13 protein-coding genes are annotated in these 18,401 nt (G+C 69.9%); 10 read left to right on the top strand and 3 right to left on the bottom strand.

From position 1 onward, the window contains the following. The first annotated feature begins 147 nt into the window (after positions 1 to 147). From QNO09_RS10810 to QNO09_RS10795, 4 genes are all read left to right on the top strand, one after another. On the top strand, positions 148 to 978 hold the full coding sequence (locus QNO09_RS10810; protein ID WP_283969898.1) for a helix-turn-helix domain-containing protein: 831 nt from the start codon (positions 148 to 150) through the stop codon (positions 976 to 978). Further along, complete coding sequence (locus QNO09_RS10805) at positions 975 to 1,178, top strand: DUF397 domain-containing protein (protein WP_283969897.1); 204 nt, start codon at positions 975 to 977, stop codon at positions 1,176 to 1,178. The genes QNO09_RS10810 and QNO09_RS10805 overlap by 4 nt, the downstream gene beginning before the upstream one ends. 233 nt (positions 1,179 to 1,411) lie before the next feature. Next, on the top strand, positions 1,412 to 2,068 hold the full coding sequence (locus QNO09_RS10800; RefSeq protein WP_283969896.1) for a class I SAM-dependent methyltransferase: 657 nt from the start codon (positions 1,412 to 1,414) through the stop codon (positions 2,066 to 2,068). A 49-nt stretch (positions 2,069 to 2,117) separates the two neighbouring features. Beyond that, entirely contained in the window at positions 2,118 to 2,969 is an 852-nt protein-coding gene (locus QNO09_RS10795; RefSeq protein WP_283969895.1) for a hypothetical protein, read from the top strand. Between the two features lie 65 nt (positions 2,970 to 3,034). On the opposite strand, the gene QNO09_RS10790 is transcribed toward QNO09_RS10795, so the two are convergent. Beyond that, positions 3,035 to 3,673, bottom strand: coding sequence for a DUF6879 family protein (locus QNO09_RS10790; RefSeq protein WP_283969894.1), 639 nt, complete (start codon positions 3,671 to 3,673; stop codon positions 3,035 to 3,037). Further along, positions 3,666 to 3,935: a hypothetical protein gene (locus QNO09_RS10785; RefSeq protein ID WP_283969893.1), complete on the bottom strand. Its 270-nt coding sequence runs from the start codon at positions 3,933 to 3,935 to the stop codon at positions 3,666 to 3,668. Before QNO09_RS10785 ends, QNO09_RS10790 begins: the two co-directional genes overlap by 8 nt. A gap of 227 nt (positions 3,936 to 4,162) precedes the next feature. Here QNO09_RS10785 and QNO09_RS10780 point away from each other — a divergent pair, with 227 nt between their 5' ends. The 4 genes from QNO09_RS10780 to pglZ all read left to right on the top strand — a co-directional run bounded on the left by QNO09_RS10780 (position 4,163) and on the right by pglZ (position 13,883). Continuing rightward, positions 4,163 to 4,573, top strand: coding sequence for a hypothetical protein (locus QNO09_RS10780; protein ID WP_283969892.1), 411 nt, complete (start codon positions 4,163 to 4,165; stop codon positions 4,571 to 4,573). Further along, positions 4,570 to 6,705: a tetratricopeptide repeat protein gene (locus QNO09_RS39690; protein ID WP_349636958.1), complete on the top strand. Its 2,136-nt coding sequence runs from the start codon at positions 4,570 to 4,572 to the stop codon at positions 6,703 to 6,705. The genes QNO09_RS10780 and QNO09_RS39690 overlap by 4 nt, the downstream gene beginning before the upstream one ends. A gap of 378 nt (positions 6,706 to 7,083) precedes the next feature. Beyond that, on the top strand, positions 7,084 to 10,965 hold the full coding sequence (gene pglY, locus QNO09_RS10760; RefSeq protein ID WP_283969891.1) for a BREX-2 system ATPase PglY: 3,882 nt from the start codon (positions 7,084 to 7,086) through the stop codon (positions 10,963 to 10,965). Then, a complete protein-coding gene (pglZ, locus tag QNO09_RS10755) occupies positions 10,962 to 13,883 on the top strand; it encodes a BREX-2 system phosphatase PglZ (RefSeq protein ID WP_283969890.1) in 2,922 nt (973 codons plus the stop codon). Before pglY ends, pglZ begins: the two co-directional genes overlap by 4 nt. Before the next feature lie 122 nt (positions 13,884 to 14,005). Here pglZ and QNO09_RS10750 read toward each other — a convergent pair whose 3' ends face one another. Beyond that, the gene (locus QNO09_RS10750) at positions 14,006 to 14,521 is read right to left on the bottom strand and encodes a hypothetical protein (protein ID WP_283969889.1); all 516 of its coding nucleotides are present in this window, start codon (positions 14,519 to 14,521) and stop codon (positions 14,006 to 14,008) included. Between the two features lie 116 nt (positions 14,522 to 14,637). On the opposite strand from QNO09_RS10750, the gene brxD reads away from it, so the two are divergent. Beyond that, on the top strand, positions 14,638 to 15,987 hold the full coding sequence (gene brxD, locus QNO09_RS10745) for a BREX system ATP-binding protein BrxD (protein WP_283969888.1): 1,350 nt from the start codon (positions 14,638 to 14,640) through the stop codon (positions 15,985 to 15,987). Beyond that, complete coding sequence (locus QNO09_RS10740) at positions 15,987 to 18,185, top strand: DEAD/DEAH box helicase (RefSeq protein ID WP_283969887.1); 2,199 nt, start codon at positions 15,987 to 15,989, stop codon at positions 18,183 to 18,185. Before brxD ends, QNO09_RS10740 begins: the two co-directional genes overlap by 1 nt. Positions 18,186 to 18,401: the final 216 nt, after the last annotated feature.

The raw sequence follows: 18,401 nt of genomic DNA, 5'->3' as shown, positions 1-18,401 counted from the left end.
AGCGTTGACCAGGAGCGATGCGCTGACGGGTGCTGGCTGTACACGTGGGCGGTGAGCTTGTACGTGGTGTCGGGCGTGACCGGTTCCCGGGGCCGCACGTTGGGTCCAGTTCGGTGGGCGTGGTGGTCGTACGGGAGGAGCCGCGGCGTGGACGACGAGGTTCAGCAGCCGGAGTACGAGGTCGGGACGGGCATGCTCTGCGTGTTCGGGCGGCAGTTGAAGCTGTTCCGGGAGCGCGCGGGGATGGACCGCGCGAGGCTCGGGTCGCTGACCGGATACTCGGCCTCGACGATCGCGTCATTCGAGCAGGGGAGACGCATTCCGCCGCCGAAGTTCATCGACCAGTCGGATGAAGTGTTGGACGCAGGTGGGGTGTTGCGCGCGAGCAAGGGGGAGGTGGCTCGGGCGCAATATCCGGCGTTCTTCCGGGACGCAGCCAAGTTGGAGGCCGAGGCGATCGAGCTGCATGTGTATGACACTCAGCTGGTCAACGGCCTGTTGCAGACGGAGGAGTACGCGCGAGCGGTGTTCGCCATGTGGCAGCCGCTGTTGGACGAAGCGCTCATGGAGCAGCGAGTAGCCGCTCGAATGGCACGGCAGGAGATCTTCTCCCGATGTCCGGCGCCGCACTTGAGCTTTGTGATCGAGGAGGCTGTCCTGCTTCGGCCGCTCGGCGGAGGGGCTGTCTGGCGAGGCCAGCTGGAGCACCTCATGCTGATTGCGGAGAAGCGCAACGTGGTGATCCAGGTGATGCCGTTGTCTCGCCAGGAACATGCAGGACTCGCTGGCCCGTTCACCTTGATGGAGGTCAAGGATGGGCGCAGGATCGCGTACACGGAGGTACAAGGCGACAGTCGTGTGCACACCGAGCGTCACAAGGTGCGGCAGCTTGAGCGTACATACGGGATTCTTCGCGCCCAGGCCCACACTCCGACAGAATCGCTGGCGTTGATCGAAGCAGTGCTGGGAGAGAGATGAGCGGGGAAATGAACGGGTCGGGCACCACTGGTCTGGCGTGGTTCAAGAGCAGTTACAGCGCTGGCGACGGAGGCCAGTGCGTCGAGGTCGCGGCTGGGAAAGGTACTGTCCACGTCCGCGACTCAAAGGACATAACCCGCGCCGCCCTAGCCGTAGAACCCGCGACGTGGACCACGTTCGTAGGGTTCGCGGCACTCTGACAGGAGCAGGGCCCTAACAGGCGGGCGTCTGCCAAGGGGCCCTGTGCGCACCCCAGCGGGAGCCGGAGCTCTCATCATTCGTCCGGTCGGCATGCCCCGGCTGTGTTGTGCCCCGGACGCACGCCCGCCACGTCATCAACGCGTATTCAAGCCTCGGTGGCCCTAGTTGATGGCGTGGTGGGCCTCGGCCCCGTGCACCGGACAGGGGCCAGCTCTTGCGTAAAGGAACCACCTTGCCCGCACATCACGACATCCCCGCCGAGACAGAGCTGTGGGACACCTTCGCCGCTTCCGCCTTCAAGGAAGATGCGGAGCCCGGCTTCTGCTGGACCCAGTACGCCGGTCACGGCCCCGGCCCGGAGCTGCTGGGTGATCCGCGTCGCGTGCTGGAGATCGGCTGCGGCACCGGCCGCGCCCTCGCCCACCTCGCTGAGCGTGGCATCGCCGCTCGGGGTGTCGACCTGTCTCCCGTCATGGTCAAGAAGATCACCGCGAAGTGGGCGGGGACCGGCGCGGAGTTCGTGTGCTCCGAGGTGCTGGAGTACCTGAGCGACCACGAGGAGGTGTACGACGCGGTGTACTCGATCTTCGGAGCCGCATGGTTCACCGACCCCGGCCGCCTCTTCCCCCTGGTCCGGGAACGGCTCGTGCCCGGAGGCGTGTTCGTGTTCTCGCAGCCGCCGGCCATCCCGGGCGCGTACGGGCCGCAGGGCATGTACAAGGGAGGCTTCGCGGGCAAGGCGATGTTCACCTACCGCTACAGCTACCGCCGGGCAGTCTGGGAGCGCCTGCTCACCCGGGCCGGGTTCGCCACGGCGGACGCGCACGTCCTCGACGCGCCTCACCCTGGGCACATCGGGACGCTCCTCGTCCGCGCGGTCGCACATTGAGGGACCCAAGTCCCTCTCCTGCAGAGCGGAGTTACTGTAAGTTCCTGCTATGAAACAGGGCAAAGGGATCGAGAACCCAGAGTCGCGCTTCTCCGCGGTGCTGCTGGCGGCGGCAAAGCTTCCCGGCGTGCGTATTAACAGGGAGGCTTACCTCCGCAGCGCGCTGGCTCGGCACTGCTCCGAGGACGACCTCCGGAAGGCGATAGAGGAGTCTCCCGCTGCGGCGGGCATCCCGGCCGAGGTTCTCGACAAGGTGGCCAACGACTCCATCCGCTTCGAAACCGCCAAGGTCAGCGCTCTCTCCGCCGCTGCCGGGATCCCGGGCGTCCTCGCCCTCCCCGCCACTGTGCCCGCCGACGTGGCCCAGTACTTCGGCCACATGGTGCGTATCGCGCAGAAACTCGCGTACCTCTACAGCTGGCCCGATCTGTTCTCCGACGACGGCGATGACGTTGACGACGCGACCATGGGGGTGCTCACGCTGTTCTTCGGCGTGATGTTCGGCACCCAGTCAGCGAACGCCGCTGTGGGCAAGGTCGCGGGGATGATGTCGGAGCAGGTGGCCAAGAAGCTGCCGCAGAAGGCGCTCACCAAAGGAGTCATCTACCCGATTGTGAAAAAGGTCGCGGCGTACGTCGGCGTCAAGATGACGAAGGACTCCTTCGCGAAGAGCGTCTCGAAGGCCATCCCCGTCGTCGGGGCCGTGGTCTCCGGTGGGCTTACTCTCGCGACCTTCCTTCCGATGGCCAAGAGGCTCAAGAAGCACCTCTCCAGCTTGGAGTTGGCGAAGCCGTCCGGCCGAGTTGTGGAGGGGGAGGTCGTGGACGTAGACCGCGAGCCCTTCATCACAGCACACGCTGAACAGCGCGGCACAGACCCTATGGTCATCAAGCCGGAGTAATCTCGGTCCTGACTCCGCACGAGCCCTCCGAAGCCGAGGGCTCGCACGTCATCCCACCCTGCTCATCACCGCGAACCGCGAGAACCCGTCGGAGTGCCGGCCACCTGGGGCGGGGCCAGGGTGGCGATCTCCCGGTTGAAGAACTCGTGGAACCCCTCGCCGCACTCATACAGGGCGTCGAATCCGGCGTTCGTTTCCCGGATCAGCGAGCGGTCGCGGTAGCGGTTTGCTCCGGCCGCATTTCCGTCCTCGTCGTACACGACCTCATACATGGCCACATCGCCGAGAATAACCACTTCCGGAACCGGGCGAGTCTGCTCGATGTTCGAAATATCGCGAGCATCGAGAACCTTGATGTCGTCGCCCACGTCCACCCGTACGCGCAGGACGAACAACTCCCATTGCACATACGGCGTGATCGGGAACTCCACGACGCGAAGGCGGCGGTGCGTGACGCCCAGTCGCGACGCCTTGCGAATTTCCTGGGCGTAGTCGTCGCGCCTCTCGTCGGCCAGGGACAGGGCTCTCTCCCAGTCGCCGTCGGCGAAGGCCTCCCAGCTCGGGAAGCCGTGCTCTTGGAAGTGCTGGCCGCGCTCGAGCTTGTTGAGGAAGCCGATCCCGCTGGAGTAGATCCGGCTCAGGTCCGCGTGGTACGTCGGGCGGTCCAGTCGTTGGGAGGCGCCGTCGGGGAAGGAGTCAAACACTGGGGATGTCCGGCTTCACCGCGAGGAGCATGTTCCTGGGGATGACGACGAGGCGTTCGTCCGACCCGATCGAGACCCCGTCGGGCAGGTTCCTGCCGAGTGACTGGGTGAGGTCCCGGCCGATGACGGCGATGTCGCCGTTGGTGAGTTCCCAGATGTCGGGGCAGTCGGGAGTTCCGGTTGTGATGCCGAGTTCCTGGGGCGTTTTTCCCAGGCGCTGTTTGAAACCTGTTTCCGGATCCGCTTCCCATGGCCTGGCCATTTCCGTCGCCCCCTCGATCGGTCAGGATGTCTCACTGTAGCGTGCATCTTGCCCGCCTGACGATGTGTCGGAACCTGCCCACTTGGGTAATGGCGAGGATTGATTCCTCCTTGTCTCATGTCGCGCAGGGCTGGAGTGATATTGATCGGAAAGAAAATCATGGCAACGCCTGACAGGTGGCACTTTTCATCTTGCTGTCGGTAAATCGGGTGAACGGAGGGGCGGCTGTGGACGCAGAAGTGGCCTTGCTCGCACAGAGCGCGGGGACCACCCTGGTCGCGTTGATGGCGACCGATGCCTGGCACCACGCACGTGACGGGGTCACGCGGCTCTGGCGCCGGACGCAACCCGAGCGCGCCGAGACCGTCGCCGCAGAGTTGGAAGCCGGTCGCGAGGACGTATTGGCCGCCGCGGCGGCGGGCGACCAGGAGACCTTGGACGAACTGCGGCTCCAGTGGCAGGGGTTGGTGCGGCGGCTGCTCGTCGCCCGGCCAGCCGCCGTCGAGGAACTGCGCGCATTGCTGGACCAACTCGATCCCGGTGGCTCGGCCGCCCGCCAGATCACCCAGCACGCCACCGCGTCCGGTCAGGCCCGGGTCTACCAAGCGGGACGTGACCAGCACATCGCAGAGCGATGACGGGCGGGACGGACGGCCACGCCGAGGACCAGGGACGTGTCTACCAGTCATCGGGCGACCAGCACATCAGCGAGCACCACCACTACGGCGGTGACGGGCCGGAGCACGGCGGACCGGACTCGGTGCGACGCCCGGCGGTCGGTCGGCCCCCCGTCGCGCTCCGCGACCGCAGCGAGGTGATGGAACGCCTGCGGGCGAGCGTCGACGCGGAGGGCGGTGGGCAGGTCTACGTGCTGTACGGCATGGGCGGCTCGGGCAAGACGGCGGTCGCCTGCGCCCTGTTCCAGGAAGTCACCGGAGAACAGGGCCGGGTGGGCCTGTGGGTCAACGCCTCCGACCGGGCGAGTCTGCGCGCCGGCATGCTCGCCGTCGCCGCCGACCGAGGGGCGGACGACGGTGAACTGCTCGCCGCACGCAACGGCCTCAGACCTGCCGCCGACCTCGTCTGGGCGTATCTCGACCGTTCCGCCGAACCCTGGCTACTGGTCCTGGACAACACCGACGAGCCGGAGATCCTGCGGGACGGCGACTGGCTGCGCACCAGCCCCCGCGGCATCGTCCTGGTGACCACACGGCGAGCGGCGGCCCGATGGTGGCCGGGCGCCGAGCTGCAGTACATCGGCGTACTGCCCCGGGAGGACGCCGCGCTCGTGCTGCGCGATCTCGCACCGCACAGCGGTACGACGGAGCAGGCGGCGCGGGTCGCGGACCGGCTCGGGCGGCTGCCCCTCGCCCTGAGCCTGGCGGGCGGCTTCCTCTCCCACCAGGTCATCGACCCCTGGACGATGGACGCCTACGCGGACCAACTCGACGGAGGCGAACGAGTCCAGTTGATCGACCGGGGAGCCGACGCGCTGTCCGAAGCGGACCCCCGGCATCTGGTCGGCCTGACCTGGCAGCTGACCCTCGACGCGTTCGAAGCGCGCGGGCTGCCCGAAGCGGCGGCCCTGCTCCGGCTGCTGGCCCGGTTCGCCGCCGAGCCGCTGCCGCTGACCCTGCTCAACCACACCGGCATCGGCGCCGTACTGCCTCGTGCCCGGACCGAGACAGCCCTCAGAGCCCTGCTCGACCAGTCGCTGTCCGAACTGGTCGACGCCGCCGGGGCGCGCTGCTTGCAGAGTCACGGCATCCTGCTCGACAGCGTCTCGGCGGCGACCCCCGCGGACCTGGTGCCCGTCCTCGACACGGCAGCCGTCCGGCTGCTCGACGCGGCCGTGCCCGGCGTACCCGACGCGGGTCCGCACGATCCGCGGCTGCGCCTGCTGGTACCGCACGCGCTGGCCCTGCTGCGGCACATCGGCGAGCCGTCCGCCGCCGACGCCCTGGCCGTCGCGACGCGGCTGTCGGTCGCCCTGCACCGGACCGGTGACTACCTCTCCGCCTGGGAGACCGCCCGCAGCGCGGCGGACCTCGCACAGCGCCTCCTCGGCGCGGACCACCGTACGGTGCTCGCCGCCCGCTCCAGGGCGGGGCGGGCACTGTTCCGGCTGGGCAGGTACGCCGAAGCGGAAGCGGCGCTCCGCGCGGTCCGGGACGCACAGGAGCGCCTGTTCGGTAGCGACGACCCCGACACCACGGACAGCGGTTACGGCCTCCAGCTCGTGCTGGCGAACCTCGGCAGACGCGAGGAATCCGTCGCACTGCTCCGCGACACCGTCACCGGGCGGCGCTCTGCGCTGGGTCCCAGGCATCCGCTGACCCTGCGAGCCCGCGCCAGCCTGCTGGAGACGCTGACCGCCGCCGAAGTGCTCACCGAGGAAGGCGGGGCACTGCTCACGCTGCCGTCGGAATGCGAGCGGTCCCTCGGCCCCGACCACACCGTGACCCTGGGCGCCCGGCACAACCACGCATGGGCGCTGTACCTCCTGGGCCGCTGCGACGAGGCCGACCGTGAGATCAGACTGGTCGCCGAGACGTATGTGCGGCGCTTCGGACCCGAGTACCCGATCGTGCTCGCCGCCCGGCAACTCCTCTCCCGGACCCGGGCCGCGCTCGGACACGTGGAGGAGGGGATCGCCCTGATGAGCGACGTCGTCGAGCGGCGGGAACGCGGCCTGGGCCCCGAACACCCCTTCACGGTCGCGAGCCGACAACTACTGGACGCCTACCGGTCGGGGCGATGGCGGCCGTAGTGCTCACGGCGGGACGGGAGCGGCCCGCACGGACGGTACGCGAGGGTATACGGCACGGGGTCGATGGGGGTACGGATGTAGGGTGCTATGCGCAGGCCGTACGGGTGACGTTCAGTACGAGGGGGACGAAAAAGTGCAGACGCCGCGAACCCGTCTACCCTGACCCGGCCGACGCCGTGAGTGTCGTTCCCGTCCGGTCGCCGCATGCCCGGTTCCGTCCGCGCCACCGGCCAAGACAGCAGGCCCGCCGCACCGGCCGTCCGTGCCCCTGAGCCCGGCCTCATCCCTCGGACCGGCCACGGGCCCCGGCGGCGGAGCCCGCACGACACCGAGTACGAGCAGCAGCACCGACCACCGTCAGGGAGAGCGAGACCCGAAATGGCCCAGCCGCCCCTCCTCCGCGATGTCATCGACATCAGAGAGAACATCTCCACCTCGGACTTCGTGCTGTCCCTCGCCGAAGCCACGACACCCGAAGGCGCCCAGAACGCGCTCAAGGACTACGTCGTCACCGAGCGGCTGCTGGAGAACTTCGACGAGGCGCTGGCCCTCATCAAGTCCTCGCTCGACGGGCACCGATCCAAGGCGGCCTACCTGCACGGCTCGTTCGGTTCCGGCAAGTCGCACTTCATGGCCGTGCTGTACGCGCTGCTCAGCGGCGACCCGGCCGCCCGAGCCCGTACCGAATTCGATCCGGTGCTCACCAAGCACGAGTGGCTGACCACGGACGGCAAGCGGTTCCTGCTCGTGCCTTACCACATGCTCGGCGCCAAGGCCCTCGAACAGCGTGTGCTCGGCGGGTACGTCACGCACGTCAAGAAGCTGCATCCGGACGCGCCGACCCCGCAGGTGTACCGGACCGACTCCCTCTTCGCCGACATCCGGGCCAACCGTGCCACCTACGGTGATGAGGCGGTCATCCGTGGCCTGGGCGGCGGTGACGCGGACGACGGTGAGACGGACGAGTGGGGTGAGGGCTTCGCATGGACCCCGCAGCTCCTCGACACCGCCCTCGCCGCCGAGGAGAACCACGAGGGAGGCACCCCGCTCGACCTCCGCAACCCCTCCACCCCGGCCGAGCTGCGCGCCAAGCTGGTGAACGACGCCAGCACGAACCTCTTCCCCGGCTTCGCCAAGAACGCCACCGAGAACGAGCACGGCTTCATCTCCCTGGACGCCGGTCTGTCCGTCATCGCCGAGCACGCCAGGTCGCTCGGCTACGACGGACTGATCCTGTTCCTGGACGAGCTGATCCTCTGGCTCGCGACCCTCATCCACGAGCAGAAGTTCGTGGCCCGCGAGGCCAGCAAGATCACGAACTTCGTGGAGGGCGGTGACGCCCGCCGCGCCATCCCCGTCGTGTCGTTCATCGCCCGCCAGCGCGACCTGCGGGAACTCGTCGGCGAAGAGGTGTCCGGCGCCGCCGAGGCCTCCATCCAGGACACCCTCAACCTGGCCTCCGGCCGGTTCGACAAGATCACCCTGGAGGACCGCAACCTCCCGCAGATCGCTCACGCGCGCATCCTCAAGCCGAAGGACGCCGAGGCGGAACGGCTCGTCGACGCGGCCTTCGAGCAGACCAAGCGGGTCGGCACCCAGGTCTGGGACACCCTCCTCGGCTCGGAGAAGGGCACGACCGGCGCGGACGCGGAGTCGTTCCGGCTGACGTACCCCTTCTCGCCGGCATTCATGGACACCCTCGTCCACATCTCGTCCGCGCTGCAGCGCTCCCGCACCGGTCTGAAGCTGATGGGGCAGCTGCTCGCCGACCACCGCAACGAGATCCGGCTCGGGCAGCTCATCCCGGTCGGCGACCTCTACCCGGTGATCGCGGCCGGCGGCGACAAGCCGTTCACCGACAGCCTGAAGGTCGTCTTCGAGGCCGCCGACAAGCTCTACAAGACCAAACTGCGGCCCTACCTCCTCAGCTCGTACGACATCACCGAGGACGACGTCGAGCAGTTCGTCAACCGCCCCGATGCCGTCACCGACCCGCAGCGCGCCAACCGCTGCCGCATGTTCGCCGGCGACAACCGGCTCGTGTGCACCCTGCTGCTGTCGGCGCTCGCGCCCAGCGTGCCCTCCCTGGCCGAACTGACCATCCGGCGGCTCGGCGCCCTCAACCACGGGTCTGTCCTCGCACCCATCCCGGGCGCCGAGGTCGGCATCATCAAGAACAAGGTCGCCGAGTGGGCCGCCCGGTTCCCCGAGATCAAGGAGACCGGCACCGACGCCAACCCCGGCGTACGTCTTGAGCTGTCCGGCGTCGACGTCGACTCCGTCATCGCCAACGCCCAGGTCAACGACAACCCCGGCAACCGCGTCGCCCTCGCCCGGCGGCTGCTGTCCGAGGAACTGGGCGTCGAGCACGGGCAGTTGAGCGACCAGCTGAGCTTCACCTGGCGCGGCACCTCCCGCACCGCAGAGATCGTCTTCGGCAACGTCGCCGACGAGGACGAACTGCCCGACCACGACCTGATGCCGCAGGAGGACGGCCGCTGGCGGATCGCCATAGACCTCCCCTTCGACGAGGGCAATTGGGGCTGGGCCGAGGACGTCGAACGCATCCGGCGGCTGCGCGAGCGGCAGCAGGGCGAGTGGTCCCGCACGGTCGCCTGGTTGCCCGCCCGCTTGTCCGCGCAGCGCTTCACCGACTTCCGGCGTCTCGTCGTCATCGACAAGGCCCTCGCCGACGAACACCGCTTCGACACCCAGTACGCCGGCCACCTCAACGCCGACAACCGCAGCCGCGCCAAGGGCCTCCTCGAAACCCAGCGCGAGGCGCTGCTCAAGCAGGTCAGGGGTGCCTTCAAGCAGGCGTACGGGCTCGCCCAGAAGCAGGCCGCCGACGTCGTGCCGGACTTCGACGACCACCTCGTCCCGCTGCCCGATGTCGACGGTCTCACCCTGTCCTTCGGACAAAGCCTGCACGACGGCATCCGGCACGTCGCGGGCAAGCTGCTCGCCCACCAGTACCCGGCGCACCCGGACCTGGACCCCGACGACACCGGCACCGCCGTCAAGTCCGCCGATACCCGCAAGGTGTTCACCCATGTGCGGGCCGCCGCCGAGGCGCGTGACGGGCGGGTGGAGGTCCCGGCCGCCGACCGCAGGCTCATGCAGCGGATCGCCGGACCCCTGCGCCTCGGGCAGCAGAAGGAGGCGTACTTCGAGCTGTCCCGCTACTGGGCCGACCATTTCCGCCGGCTCGCCAGTGCTCAGGGCGTCACCGGGGACCTGTCCCTGATCACCCTGACCGACTGGACGGATCAGCCCGACCCCCGCGGCCTGCCCGACTTCCTCGCCCGGCTCGTCGTCGCCTCCTTCGCCGAGATGGACGACCGGGTGTGGGTGCGCGGCGGCACCGTGCTCGACCCCGCGCCCGAACTGTCCGCGATCAAGGACCATGACGCGCTGCGCAGCCAGCCGCTGCCCGCCGAGACCGACTGGGACACGGCACGGCAGCGCTTCGAGACGGTCTTCGGGCAGAAGGCGCCCGCCCTGCGGCGCGGCCGGATGGTCAACCAGTTCGCCCGCCAGATCATCGAGGCCGCCCGCGCCCACCGGGACCACGCGGCGGACCTGGTGCACCAGTTGGACGCCCACGCCTCCTTCCTCGGCCTCGACCAGACCGCGGACACCGGACGCCTCGCCCTCGCCCGCCGCTCCCTGCAACTGCTGGACGCGCTCACGGCCGAGGCGGGCAAGGGCGCCGCCGGGGCGAAGAAGACCGTGGAGGCCCTCGCCTCCTTCGACCTGGGGGAGACCAGCGCCGACCGGTACGGGACGTCCATCAAGCAGGCCCGCGGCGTAGCGGAGGCCGTCGCCTCCGCGCCCTGGAGCACCCTCGAACTCGCCGCCGGACTCGGCCCCGAGGGCGCGGCACTGCTCGACTCGCTGCGCCACGTGGCCCGCGACGACCAGCGCACCGCGGACCTGCGCGACGCCCTGGCCCGCACCCAGCGCGAGGTCGTCGCCCTGGTGAAGCGCAGCCAAGCCGCCACCCCGCCGCCGCCCGTCGCGCCCCGGCCCACGGCCGACGACCTGTCCCTGAACACACCGACCAGCGACCCGCGCATCCCCTACACCCCGCAGGAGACCCCCGCACCGGCCCCCTCCGGCAGCGGCTCCTCGCGCACGGCCGGTGGCCGCCGTACGACCGTGGCGCGCGCCGCCGCCGACCTCCAGGCGGAACTGTCCGAACTGGCCGCACGCCACCCCGACGCGACCATCGAGATCACCTGGAAGGTCGTCGAATGACGGACACCGTCGCCGCCGTCCCAGGCGCCGTCCGGCTGAACACCGCGACCGTCACCCAGTACCTGTCCTCGCAGACGCACCTCGCGGTTTCCCTGACCGGAGAGGAGCAGGGGCGGCGCCGGGTCGTGCTGCTGCGGTCCGCGCCCCAGTGGGACGGGCCCGCCGAGCCCGCCTGGGGCGAGGGCCGGACGGCAGGCGTCGCGGTCGCTCCCTCACCGCTCGCCGTCCACGAGCTCGTCCTCGACCACCTGGCGGGCCAGCGCCCCGGCCCCGCCGTCCTGGTCGTCCTCACCGACCGCGAGCAGAACGAACTCGACCCGGCGATCACCGCCCGCGTCCACAAACAGCGCATCGACATGGTCGACAGCTGGGACGTCGTGCGGGAGGCGTTCGGTGCCCGGCAGATCGACCCGCGCCTCAAGGACGTCAACTGGGCCGCCGAAGCCCTGCTCGACGCCACCCCGCCCGGCGGCTGGCCGCCCGTGCCCGGCGGCTGGCTGTCCCGGCAGTACGCCCTCACCGCACTCGCCCAGCGCCGCCTGCGCCTCGGCCGTTACGACACCGAGGGCGGCCCGCGAGGCCCCGGCGAGGACCGGCTCGACGCGCAGACCCTGCTGCAGTGGTCGACCCGGCCCGGAGCTCCCGAGCGGCTGCTGGGCCTGCGGGGGCCCGAGCGCGCCGGGCTGACCGCCTTCCTCGGTGAGGAGGACCAGGCCGGTCTCGCCGGACGGGCTCTGCTCGCTCTCGTCGACGCCGAGCGCGGCGCGGACGCCGCCGCTTTCGGCCTCGTGTGTGAGGCCCTCTGGCAGCACGCCGAGCCCGCACCCGAGACGTATCGGGCCCGGGGCCGTGCCGAACGTTACTTCGGCGATCAGCCCCCGGCCGTCGGCGAACAACTCGACTCCCTGGTGGGCGTCTTCGGGCGGTCCGCCGAGGAGTATGTGAGCACGCTGCTGACGGCCGGACACCGGGGCGGCGGCGCCGACGCCGACCAGGCCCGGGAGGCGCGCCGCACCAGCGGCATCGTGCTCGACCGGGCCGCCGTGCTGGCCCGCCAGTTCGGCGCGGACGCGGCCGTCGCGGCGAGCCCCGTGCTGCGCGGCGGACTGGAAGCCCGGTTCACCGCCGTCGGCCAGGCCCTCGCGGCGGGCGACACGGCCGCGGTCGCGGAGGCCGTGCGACGGCTCGCTGACCACAGGCTTGCCGCCGATCCGGAGGAGTCCGCCCGCACCGAACGCGCCCGCATGGGCCAGCGCCTCGCCCTCTGGCTGGCCACCGACCCGTCCGCCGACGCACCCACCGTCGCCGACGCCATACAGCGGCACATCACCGAGACCGGCTGGGTCGACCTCGCCCTGGAGCACATCGAGGCCGGAGGCGATCCGGACCTCGTCCTCAAGGCCGCCTACGACACGCTCGGCACGCGCGTCAGAGACCGGCGGCGGCAGATCGACGCGTCCTTCGCGCGCTCGCTGGCCGGCTGGACGCAGGACGGCACCCGACCCGGCGGCATGCTCACCGTCGAGACCTTCCTCGACCGGGTGGTCGGACCCGTCGTCCGGCGCGGGGAGGAGCGGCGGGTGCTGCTGCTCGTCCTCGACGGCATGAGCGCCGCCATAGCGAACGAACTCGGCGAGGAACTGCGCCGCTCCTGGGCGGAGTTCGACCCGCTGGCCGAGGACACCCCGCGTCGGCGGGCGATGGCCGCCGCCCTGCCCACCGTGACGGCCGTGTCCCGGACGTCGCTCTTCGCGGGCAGCCTGATGAAGGGCACCCAGGCCGACGAGAAGCGGATCTTTCCTACGTTGAAGCTGTGGAGCGGGGCCCCGGCCGCCGTCTTCCACAAGGACGACCTGCGCACCGAGACCGCGGGTGACACCTTCGGCCCGGCCCTCACGGAAGCGCTCACCGACGGCAGGACCCATGTCGCCGTCGTCCTCAACGCCATCGACGACCGCCTCGCCAAGGAACAGAAACTCGGCGACGGAGCCTGGCGGGTCGACGACGTGCCGGGCCTGCGCGACCTGCTCCGGGTGGCGGCGGCCCAGGGCATGGCGGTCATCGTCACCAGCGACCACGGCCACGTCGTCGACCGGCACGGCAGGAAGGTCGACACCGCCGCCGATCCCGCGTCCGCTCGGCACCGTCTGCCTGGCAACGGCCCGCTCGCCGACCGGGAGATCGCCCTCTCCGGACCGCGCGTGGTGTGGCCCGAGTCCGGCGCGTCCATCGTGGCGCTGTGGGACGCAGACTCCCGCTACACCGCCCTCAAGGCCGGCTACCACGGCGGCGCCTCCCTCGCCGAGTTCACCATCCCGGTGCTCGCCTTCCTGCCGTTCGGGGCGGAACCACCCAAGGGATGGAGGGAGTTGGGAGACCAGCGGCCACCCTGGTGGGCTCCGGAGGAGGCCGGGAGGACGGCGCTGTCGAGTGAGCGAACCACTCAGCTGGTGGTCGGCGCTGCATCCGCCGAGTCGAAGAAGCCGACAGGGAAGTCCCAGAGGAAGCAGGCGGAACTCGCGAGAACGCACGACGCGCTTTTCGACGTGGAGCTGACCTCCGAGGGCGACGACGCCCTGCTCACGCCGACCCTGATCTCCCGAACCGAGACTCTCGTGACGGCACTGCTCGGCTCGGAGGCCTACCAGGGGCAGCTCGACGGCCTGGCCCGTAAGCCGCAGCAGGAGCAGGTCCACAAGGCCCTCGCCGCCCTGCTCGACGCGGGCGGCACCCTGCCCGTGACTGCGCTCGCCCAGCGCGCGGGCATGCCCACCACCCGGGGCGACGGCTTCGCGGCGGTTCTGCGGCAACTGCTCAACTACGACGGCGTACAGGTGCTGGAGACTTTGCTGGATGGCCGCACCCTACGGCTCCACGAGGCGCTGCTGCGCGAGCAGTTCGCGCTCGGGACGGGCTGACACGACGTCGGAAGTGGTGCGCATGCCTGCCGGGTGAGGCCGAGAAAGGGTTGCTCCAGGGCTTGCTTCCCGGTCGTGGACGAGCACGCCGTGGGGCGGCCATGCCTCACCGACTCCCGAAGCTACTTGATGAGGCGGCCCCTGTTTCGGTTCGCGAAGGGTCGCTTCCCGTGGACCCCGATGAACTCGGCGATCAGCAGAGCTTCAACTTCGCCAGGGTCTCGCTCCGGCGTCGGCAGCCATCCGACCAGCAACGAGTCCGAGTCCGCCAACTGCCAGACGTAGCGCCCACCCCAGTGACCAACCGCTTCGCCGACGCCGTGACGTCGGTACTCGTCGAGCCGTTTCCGGAGTCCACGCCGACCGCTCTTGCCCGTGGTCGCCTTGCCGACGTACAGCACCATGGCCTCACCGACCCAGGCATCAGCCAACGAGTCATGAGGCACGGAGGGATCACGGCCCTTGAAATGCCCAGCCGGACTCCGCGGAAGGAAAACCGGGTCGGACGGATCGGGGCGCATGACGACGTAGACGCCGGCACCCAGGGGCACGCCCACCTCGTTCAGTTTCGAGAAAGGGACGAACCCTGAGAACCCGCGGTCCTTGAGGATCTCCCGCGTCAGCGCTTGGTCGACCATGCGCCGCATGGTCTCACGCGGGTACGACCGGGAAGGCCCGGCCCGAGAGCGCTGGCGATGATGAGGTGCCCCCGGTCCCGTACTGCGGTGGTCCGGGAAATGGAACACTGGTAGCCGTGAGCACCACTGGATCCCAGCGCCCCGCCCAGGTGAGCGCCGCCCGCCGCCGTACCGTCATCGACGCGCTGCGGCGCGGTGCCGTGCCCGAGAGCGGACTCGATCTGTTGGCCACCGGCCTAGGCCGGTTCGAGGCGGCCCTGGACGCGGAGCTGGACGCCGTGGCGTCGGGCGGGTCCGTGTTCAAGGCCGTACGGGGTGAGTACGGGTCCGGCAAGACGTTCTTCACCCGCTGGCTGGGAGAGCGGGCCAAGCGCCGCAACTTCGCCGTGGCCGAGATCCAGGTCTCGGAGAACGAGACCCCGCTGCACCGGCTGGAGACGGTCTACCGGCGGCTCACCGAACGGCTCACCACCTCCAGTTTCCCGCCCAGCGCGCTGCGGCCCGTGGTCGACGCCTGGTTCTACGCCCTGGAGGAGGACGCCCTCGCGGCCGGCGCGACCGAGGAGGAGCTTCCGGGCGAGGTGGAGAAGCTGCTCGTCGCACGGCTCGCCGAGGTCTCCCGGCACGCCCCGTCTTTCGCCACCGCTCTGCGTGGCTACCGGGCCGCCCTCGCGGGCGGCGACGAGGCGACCGCCGCGGCCGTCCTGGCGTGGCTCGGCGGCCAGCCGCACGTCGCGGCCTCCGCCCGCCGGACCGCCGGGGTACGCGGCGACCTCGACCACTTCGGTGCGCTCGGGTTTCTGCAGGGGCTGCTCACCGTGCTGCGCGACTCCGGGCACACCGGGCTGTTCGTCGTCCTCGACGAGGTGGAGACGCTGCAGCGGGTCCGGTCGGACGCCCGCGACAAGGCACTCAACGCGCTGCGGCAGCTCATCGACGAGGTGCACTCAGGCCGCTTCCCCGGCCTCTATCTCGTCATCACGGGCACCCCGGCCTTCTACGAAGGCCAGCAGGGCGTGCAGCGTCTGGCCCCGCTCGCTCAGCGGCTGGCCACCGACTTCACCACCGACCCGCGCTTTGACAACCCTCGCGCCGTGCAGATCAGGCTTCCCGGCTTCAACCAGGAGTCCTTGGTCGGACTCGGCCTCACCATCCGTGACCTGTACGCCGATGCCGCGGAGATGCCCGATCGTGTGCGGAAGGTCGTCGACGACGCGTATGTCGCCGACCTTGCGGTGGCCGTCGGCGGGGCGTTGGGCGGGAAGGTCGGGGTGGCGCCCCGGCTGTTCCTGAAGAAGCTCGTCGGGGACGTGCTCGACCGCGTGGACCAGTTCGATGACTTCGACCCCCGGCAGCACTACCGGCTCACCGTCGCCGGCAGCGAACTCACCGATGTCGAGCGCAACCTGGCCGCCACGGTCTCCGGAAACTCCGCGTCGGCCGATGACATCGACCTGGAGCTGTGATGGCGGACGCGGCAGGCCAGGCCGGGAAAGACTCGGGTGACGAGGACGCCGACGTACTGGACCGGCTCGACCCCGTCGTCCTGCATCACATCGTCAACACTCTCGGCTGGCCCGATCTGCGTCCCCTGCAGCGGGCGGCGATCACACCGCTCATGCAGGGGCAGGACGCCGTCCTGCTGGCTCCGACGGCGGGGGGCAAGACCGAGGCGGCCTGCTTCCCCCTGCTGTCGGCGATGACGGAGCAGAAGTGGACAGGCACATCCGTGCTGTATTTGTGTCCGCTCAAGGCACTGCTCAACAACCTGGTCGGCCGCGTCGACTCCTACGCCCAGTGGCTGGGGCGACGCGCTGCGCTCTGGCACGGTGACACCAAGGAATCGCAACGGCAGCGCATTCGGGCTGAGGCGCCGGACATCCTGCTGACCACGCCCGAGTCGCTCGAAGCGATGCTGATCGGCGTCAAGACCGACCACGCCCGCCTGTTGGGAAGCGTCCGGGCCGTCGTCATCGACGAAGTGCACGCGTTCGCAGGGGACGACCGGGGATGGCACCTGCTCGCCGTGCTCGAACGGTTGGAGCGGGTCACCGGACGGCCCATCCAACGCGTCGGGCTCTCCGCGACCGTCGGTAACCCGGCCGAGTTGCTGCACTGGCTGCAGGGCGCGGGCGTCGGCAGCCGCAGCGGTCAGGTGGTCGCCCCTGGAGTGCAGTTGCCGGCCACCGACGGCAGCGGACACGGCGACAAAGCGAGTCCCGAGCCGTCCAGCAGGCCTGCGGGCGAAGTCGAACTCGACTACGTCGGCTCCCTCGACAATGCGGCCAAACTCATCGCGGCACTGCACAGAGGAGAGAAGCGGCTCGTTTTCTGCGACTCGCGCCGCCAGGTCGAGGAGTTGGGCGCGGCGCTCCGCGCGCGCGAGGTGACTGTCTTCCTGTCCCACGCCTCGCTCTCCGTCGATGAACGCACCCGTTCCGAGCAGGCGTTCGCCGAGGCCCGAGACTGCGTCATCGTCTCGACATCGACCCTCGAGCTCGGCATTGACGTCGGTGACCTGGACCGCGTCATCCAGATCGACTCACCGGCCTCCGTCGCCTCATTCCTGCAGCGCATCGGCCGCACCGGCCGGCGTTCCGGCACTGCGCGGAACTGTCTGTTCCTCGCCACCCGCAAGGACACACTGCTGCAGGCGGCGGGCCTCTTGTTGCTGTGGTCGCGGGGCTGGGTGGAACCGGTCGTCCCGCCGCCGGGGCCGCGTCACCTGGTGGCCCAGCAACTGCTGGCCGTCACCCTGCAACAACACAAGCTCGGCGACCGGTTGTGGGACCGGCAGTGGAACGGTCTCGCCCCCTTCGACAAGTCGGCTGCCCCCATCCTGCGCTTCCTCACCGAGGAGGGCTACCTCGACAGCGACGGTGGGATGCTGTTCGTCGGCCCCGAGGCGGAACGCCGCTTCGGCAAACGGCACTTCATCGAACTCACCGCCTCATTCACCGCACCTCCGCAGTTCACCGTCCTGTCCGGACGCACGGAGATCGGCCGCACCGACCCGAGCGTGCTCACCGAGGAACGCCCCGGCCCCCGGCGATTGCTCCTCGGTGGACGCAGTTGGCAGGTCACGTACATCGACTGGCTGCGCAAACGCGTCTTCGTCGAGCCGGCCGACGGCGGCGGAATCGCCAAGTGGATGCATGGCGGCGTCGCCGGACTGTCGTACGCCCTGACGCGTGCCATGCGCGAGGTACTGCTAGGTGCGAACCCGCCCGTCTCTCTCACTCGGCGTGCGGAGTCGTGCCTGGCCGAACAGCGCGAAACCGACGCACCTGGCACCGTTCACCCGGGCGGTACGTTGATCACGCGCGTCGGTTCCGATGTCCGGTGGTGGACCTGGGCCGGCTACCGCGCCAACGCCACCCTGGCGGCCACCCTCCAGTCGGTCACCGACCCCCTGCAACGGCCCACCGACAGCTGGCTGCGCCTGCGCGAGAACCTCACCCCGGCCGACTGGCGTGCGGCCCGTGACAACGTCGGCGAGAACCTTGTCCTGCCTGACGTGGACCGCCGGGCCGTACGCGGCCTGAAATTCTCCGCCGCCCTCCCGGAACGCCTCGCCGTGGCCACAGTGGCGGCTCGCTTGGCCGACTTCGAGAGCGCCCGCTCAGTACTCGGCGAGTCGGCGCGCTTTCAGTACGACGGCTGAATCGGAAAGCCGCCAAGGCCGCTTCAATCGGACGGGTGGGGCTACGCTCGCCCCGACTTCTCCATCACCACTGCAAGGCCGAGGCGTCTTGGTGGCCCGAGAAGGAGTGTCAAGTGAGGGTTACGTCGAACTCGCGGCCTTGGAGGCGGTTGGGGGTGTCCACCGTGATGGCCATGAGGCTGCGCGCGGCGAGTCGGAATCTGATCGCGTCCCGCC

The organism is Streptomyces sp. 378, from assembly GCF_030124145.1.
GTDB lineage: Bacteria > Actinomycetota > Actinomycetes > Streptomycetales > Streptomycetaceae > Streptomyces.
Note: the sequence above shows the minus strand (reverse complement) of the source record. Positions and strands in the feature narration are given on the sequence as shown.

Excerpts from the sequence above, each read along its gene's own strand:
- QNO09_RS39690 (WP_349636958.1), top strand. The coding sequence starts at position 4,570 with ATGACGGGCGGGACGGACGGCCACGCCGAGGACCAGGGACGTGTCTAC.
- QNO09_RS10750 (WP_283969889.1), bottom strand. The coding sequence starts at position 14,521 with ATGGTCGACCAAGCGCTGACGCGGGAGATCCTCAAGGACCGCGGGTTC.
- QNO09_RS10785 (WP_283969893.1), bottom strand. The coding sequence starts at position 3,935 with ATGGCCAGGCCATGGGAAGCGGATCCGGAAACAGGTTTCAAACAGCGC.
- pglY (WP_283969891.1), top strand. The coding sequence starts at position 7,084 with ATGGCCCAGCCGCCCCTCCTCCGCGATGTCATCGACATCAGAGAGAAC.
- QNO09_RS10795 (WP_283969895.1), top strand. The coding sequence starts at position 2,118 with ATGAAACAGGGCAAAGGGATCGAGAACCCAGAGTCGCGCTTCTCCGCG.
- QNO09_RS10740 (WP_283969887.1), top strand. The coding sequence starts at position 15,987 with ATGGCGGACGCGGCAGGCCAGGCCGGGAAAGACTCGGGTGACGAGGAC.
- QNO09_RS10805 (WP_283969897.1), top strand. The coding sequence starts at position 975 with ATGAGCGGGGAAATGAACGGGTCGGGCACCACTGGTCTGGCGTGGTTC.
- pglZ (WP_283969890.1), top strand. The coding sequence starts at position 10,962 with ATGACGGACACCGTCGCCGCCGTCCCAGGCGCCGTCCGGCTGAACACC.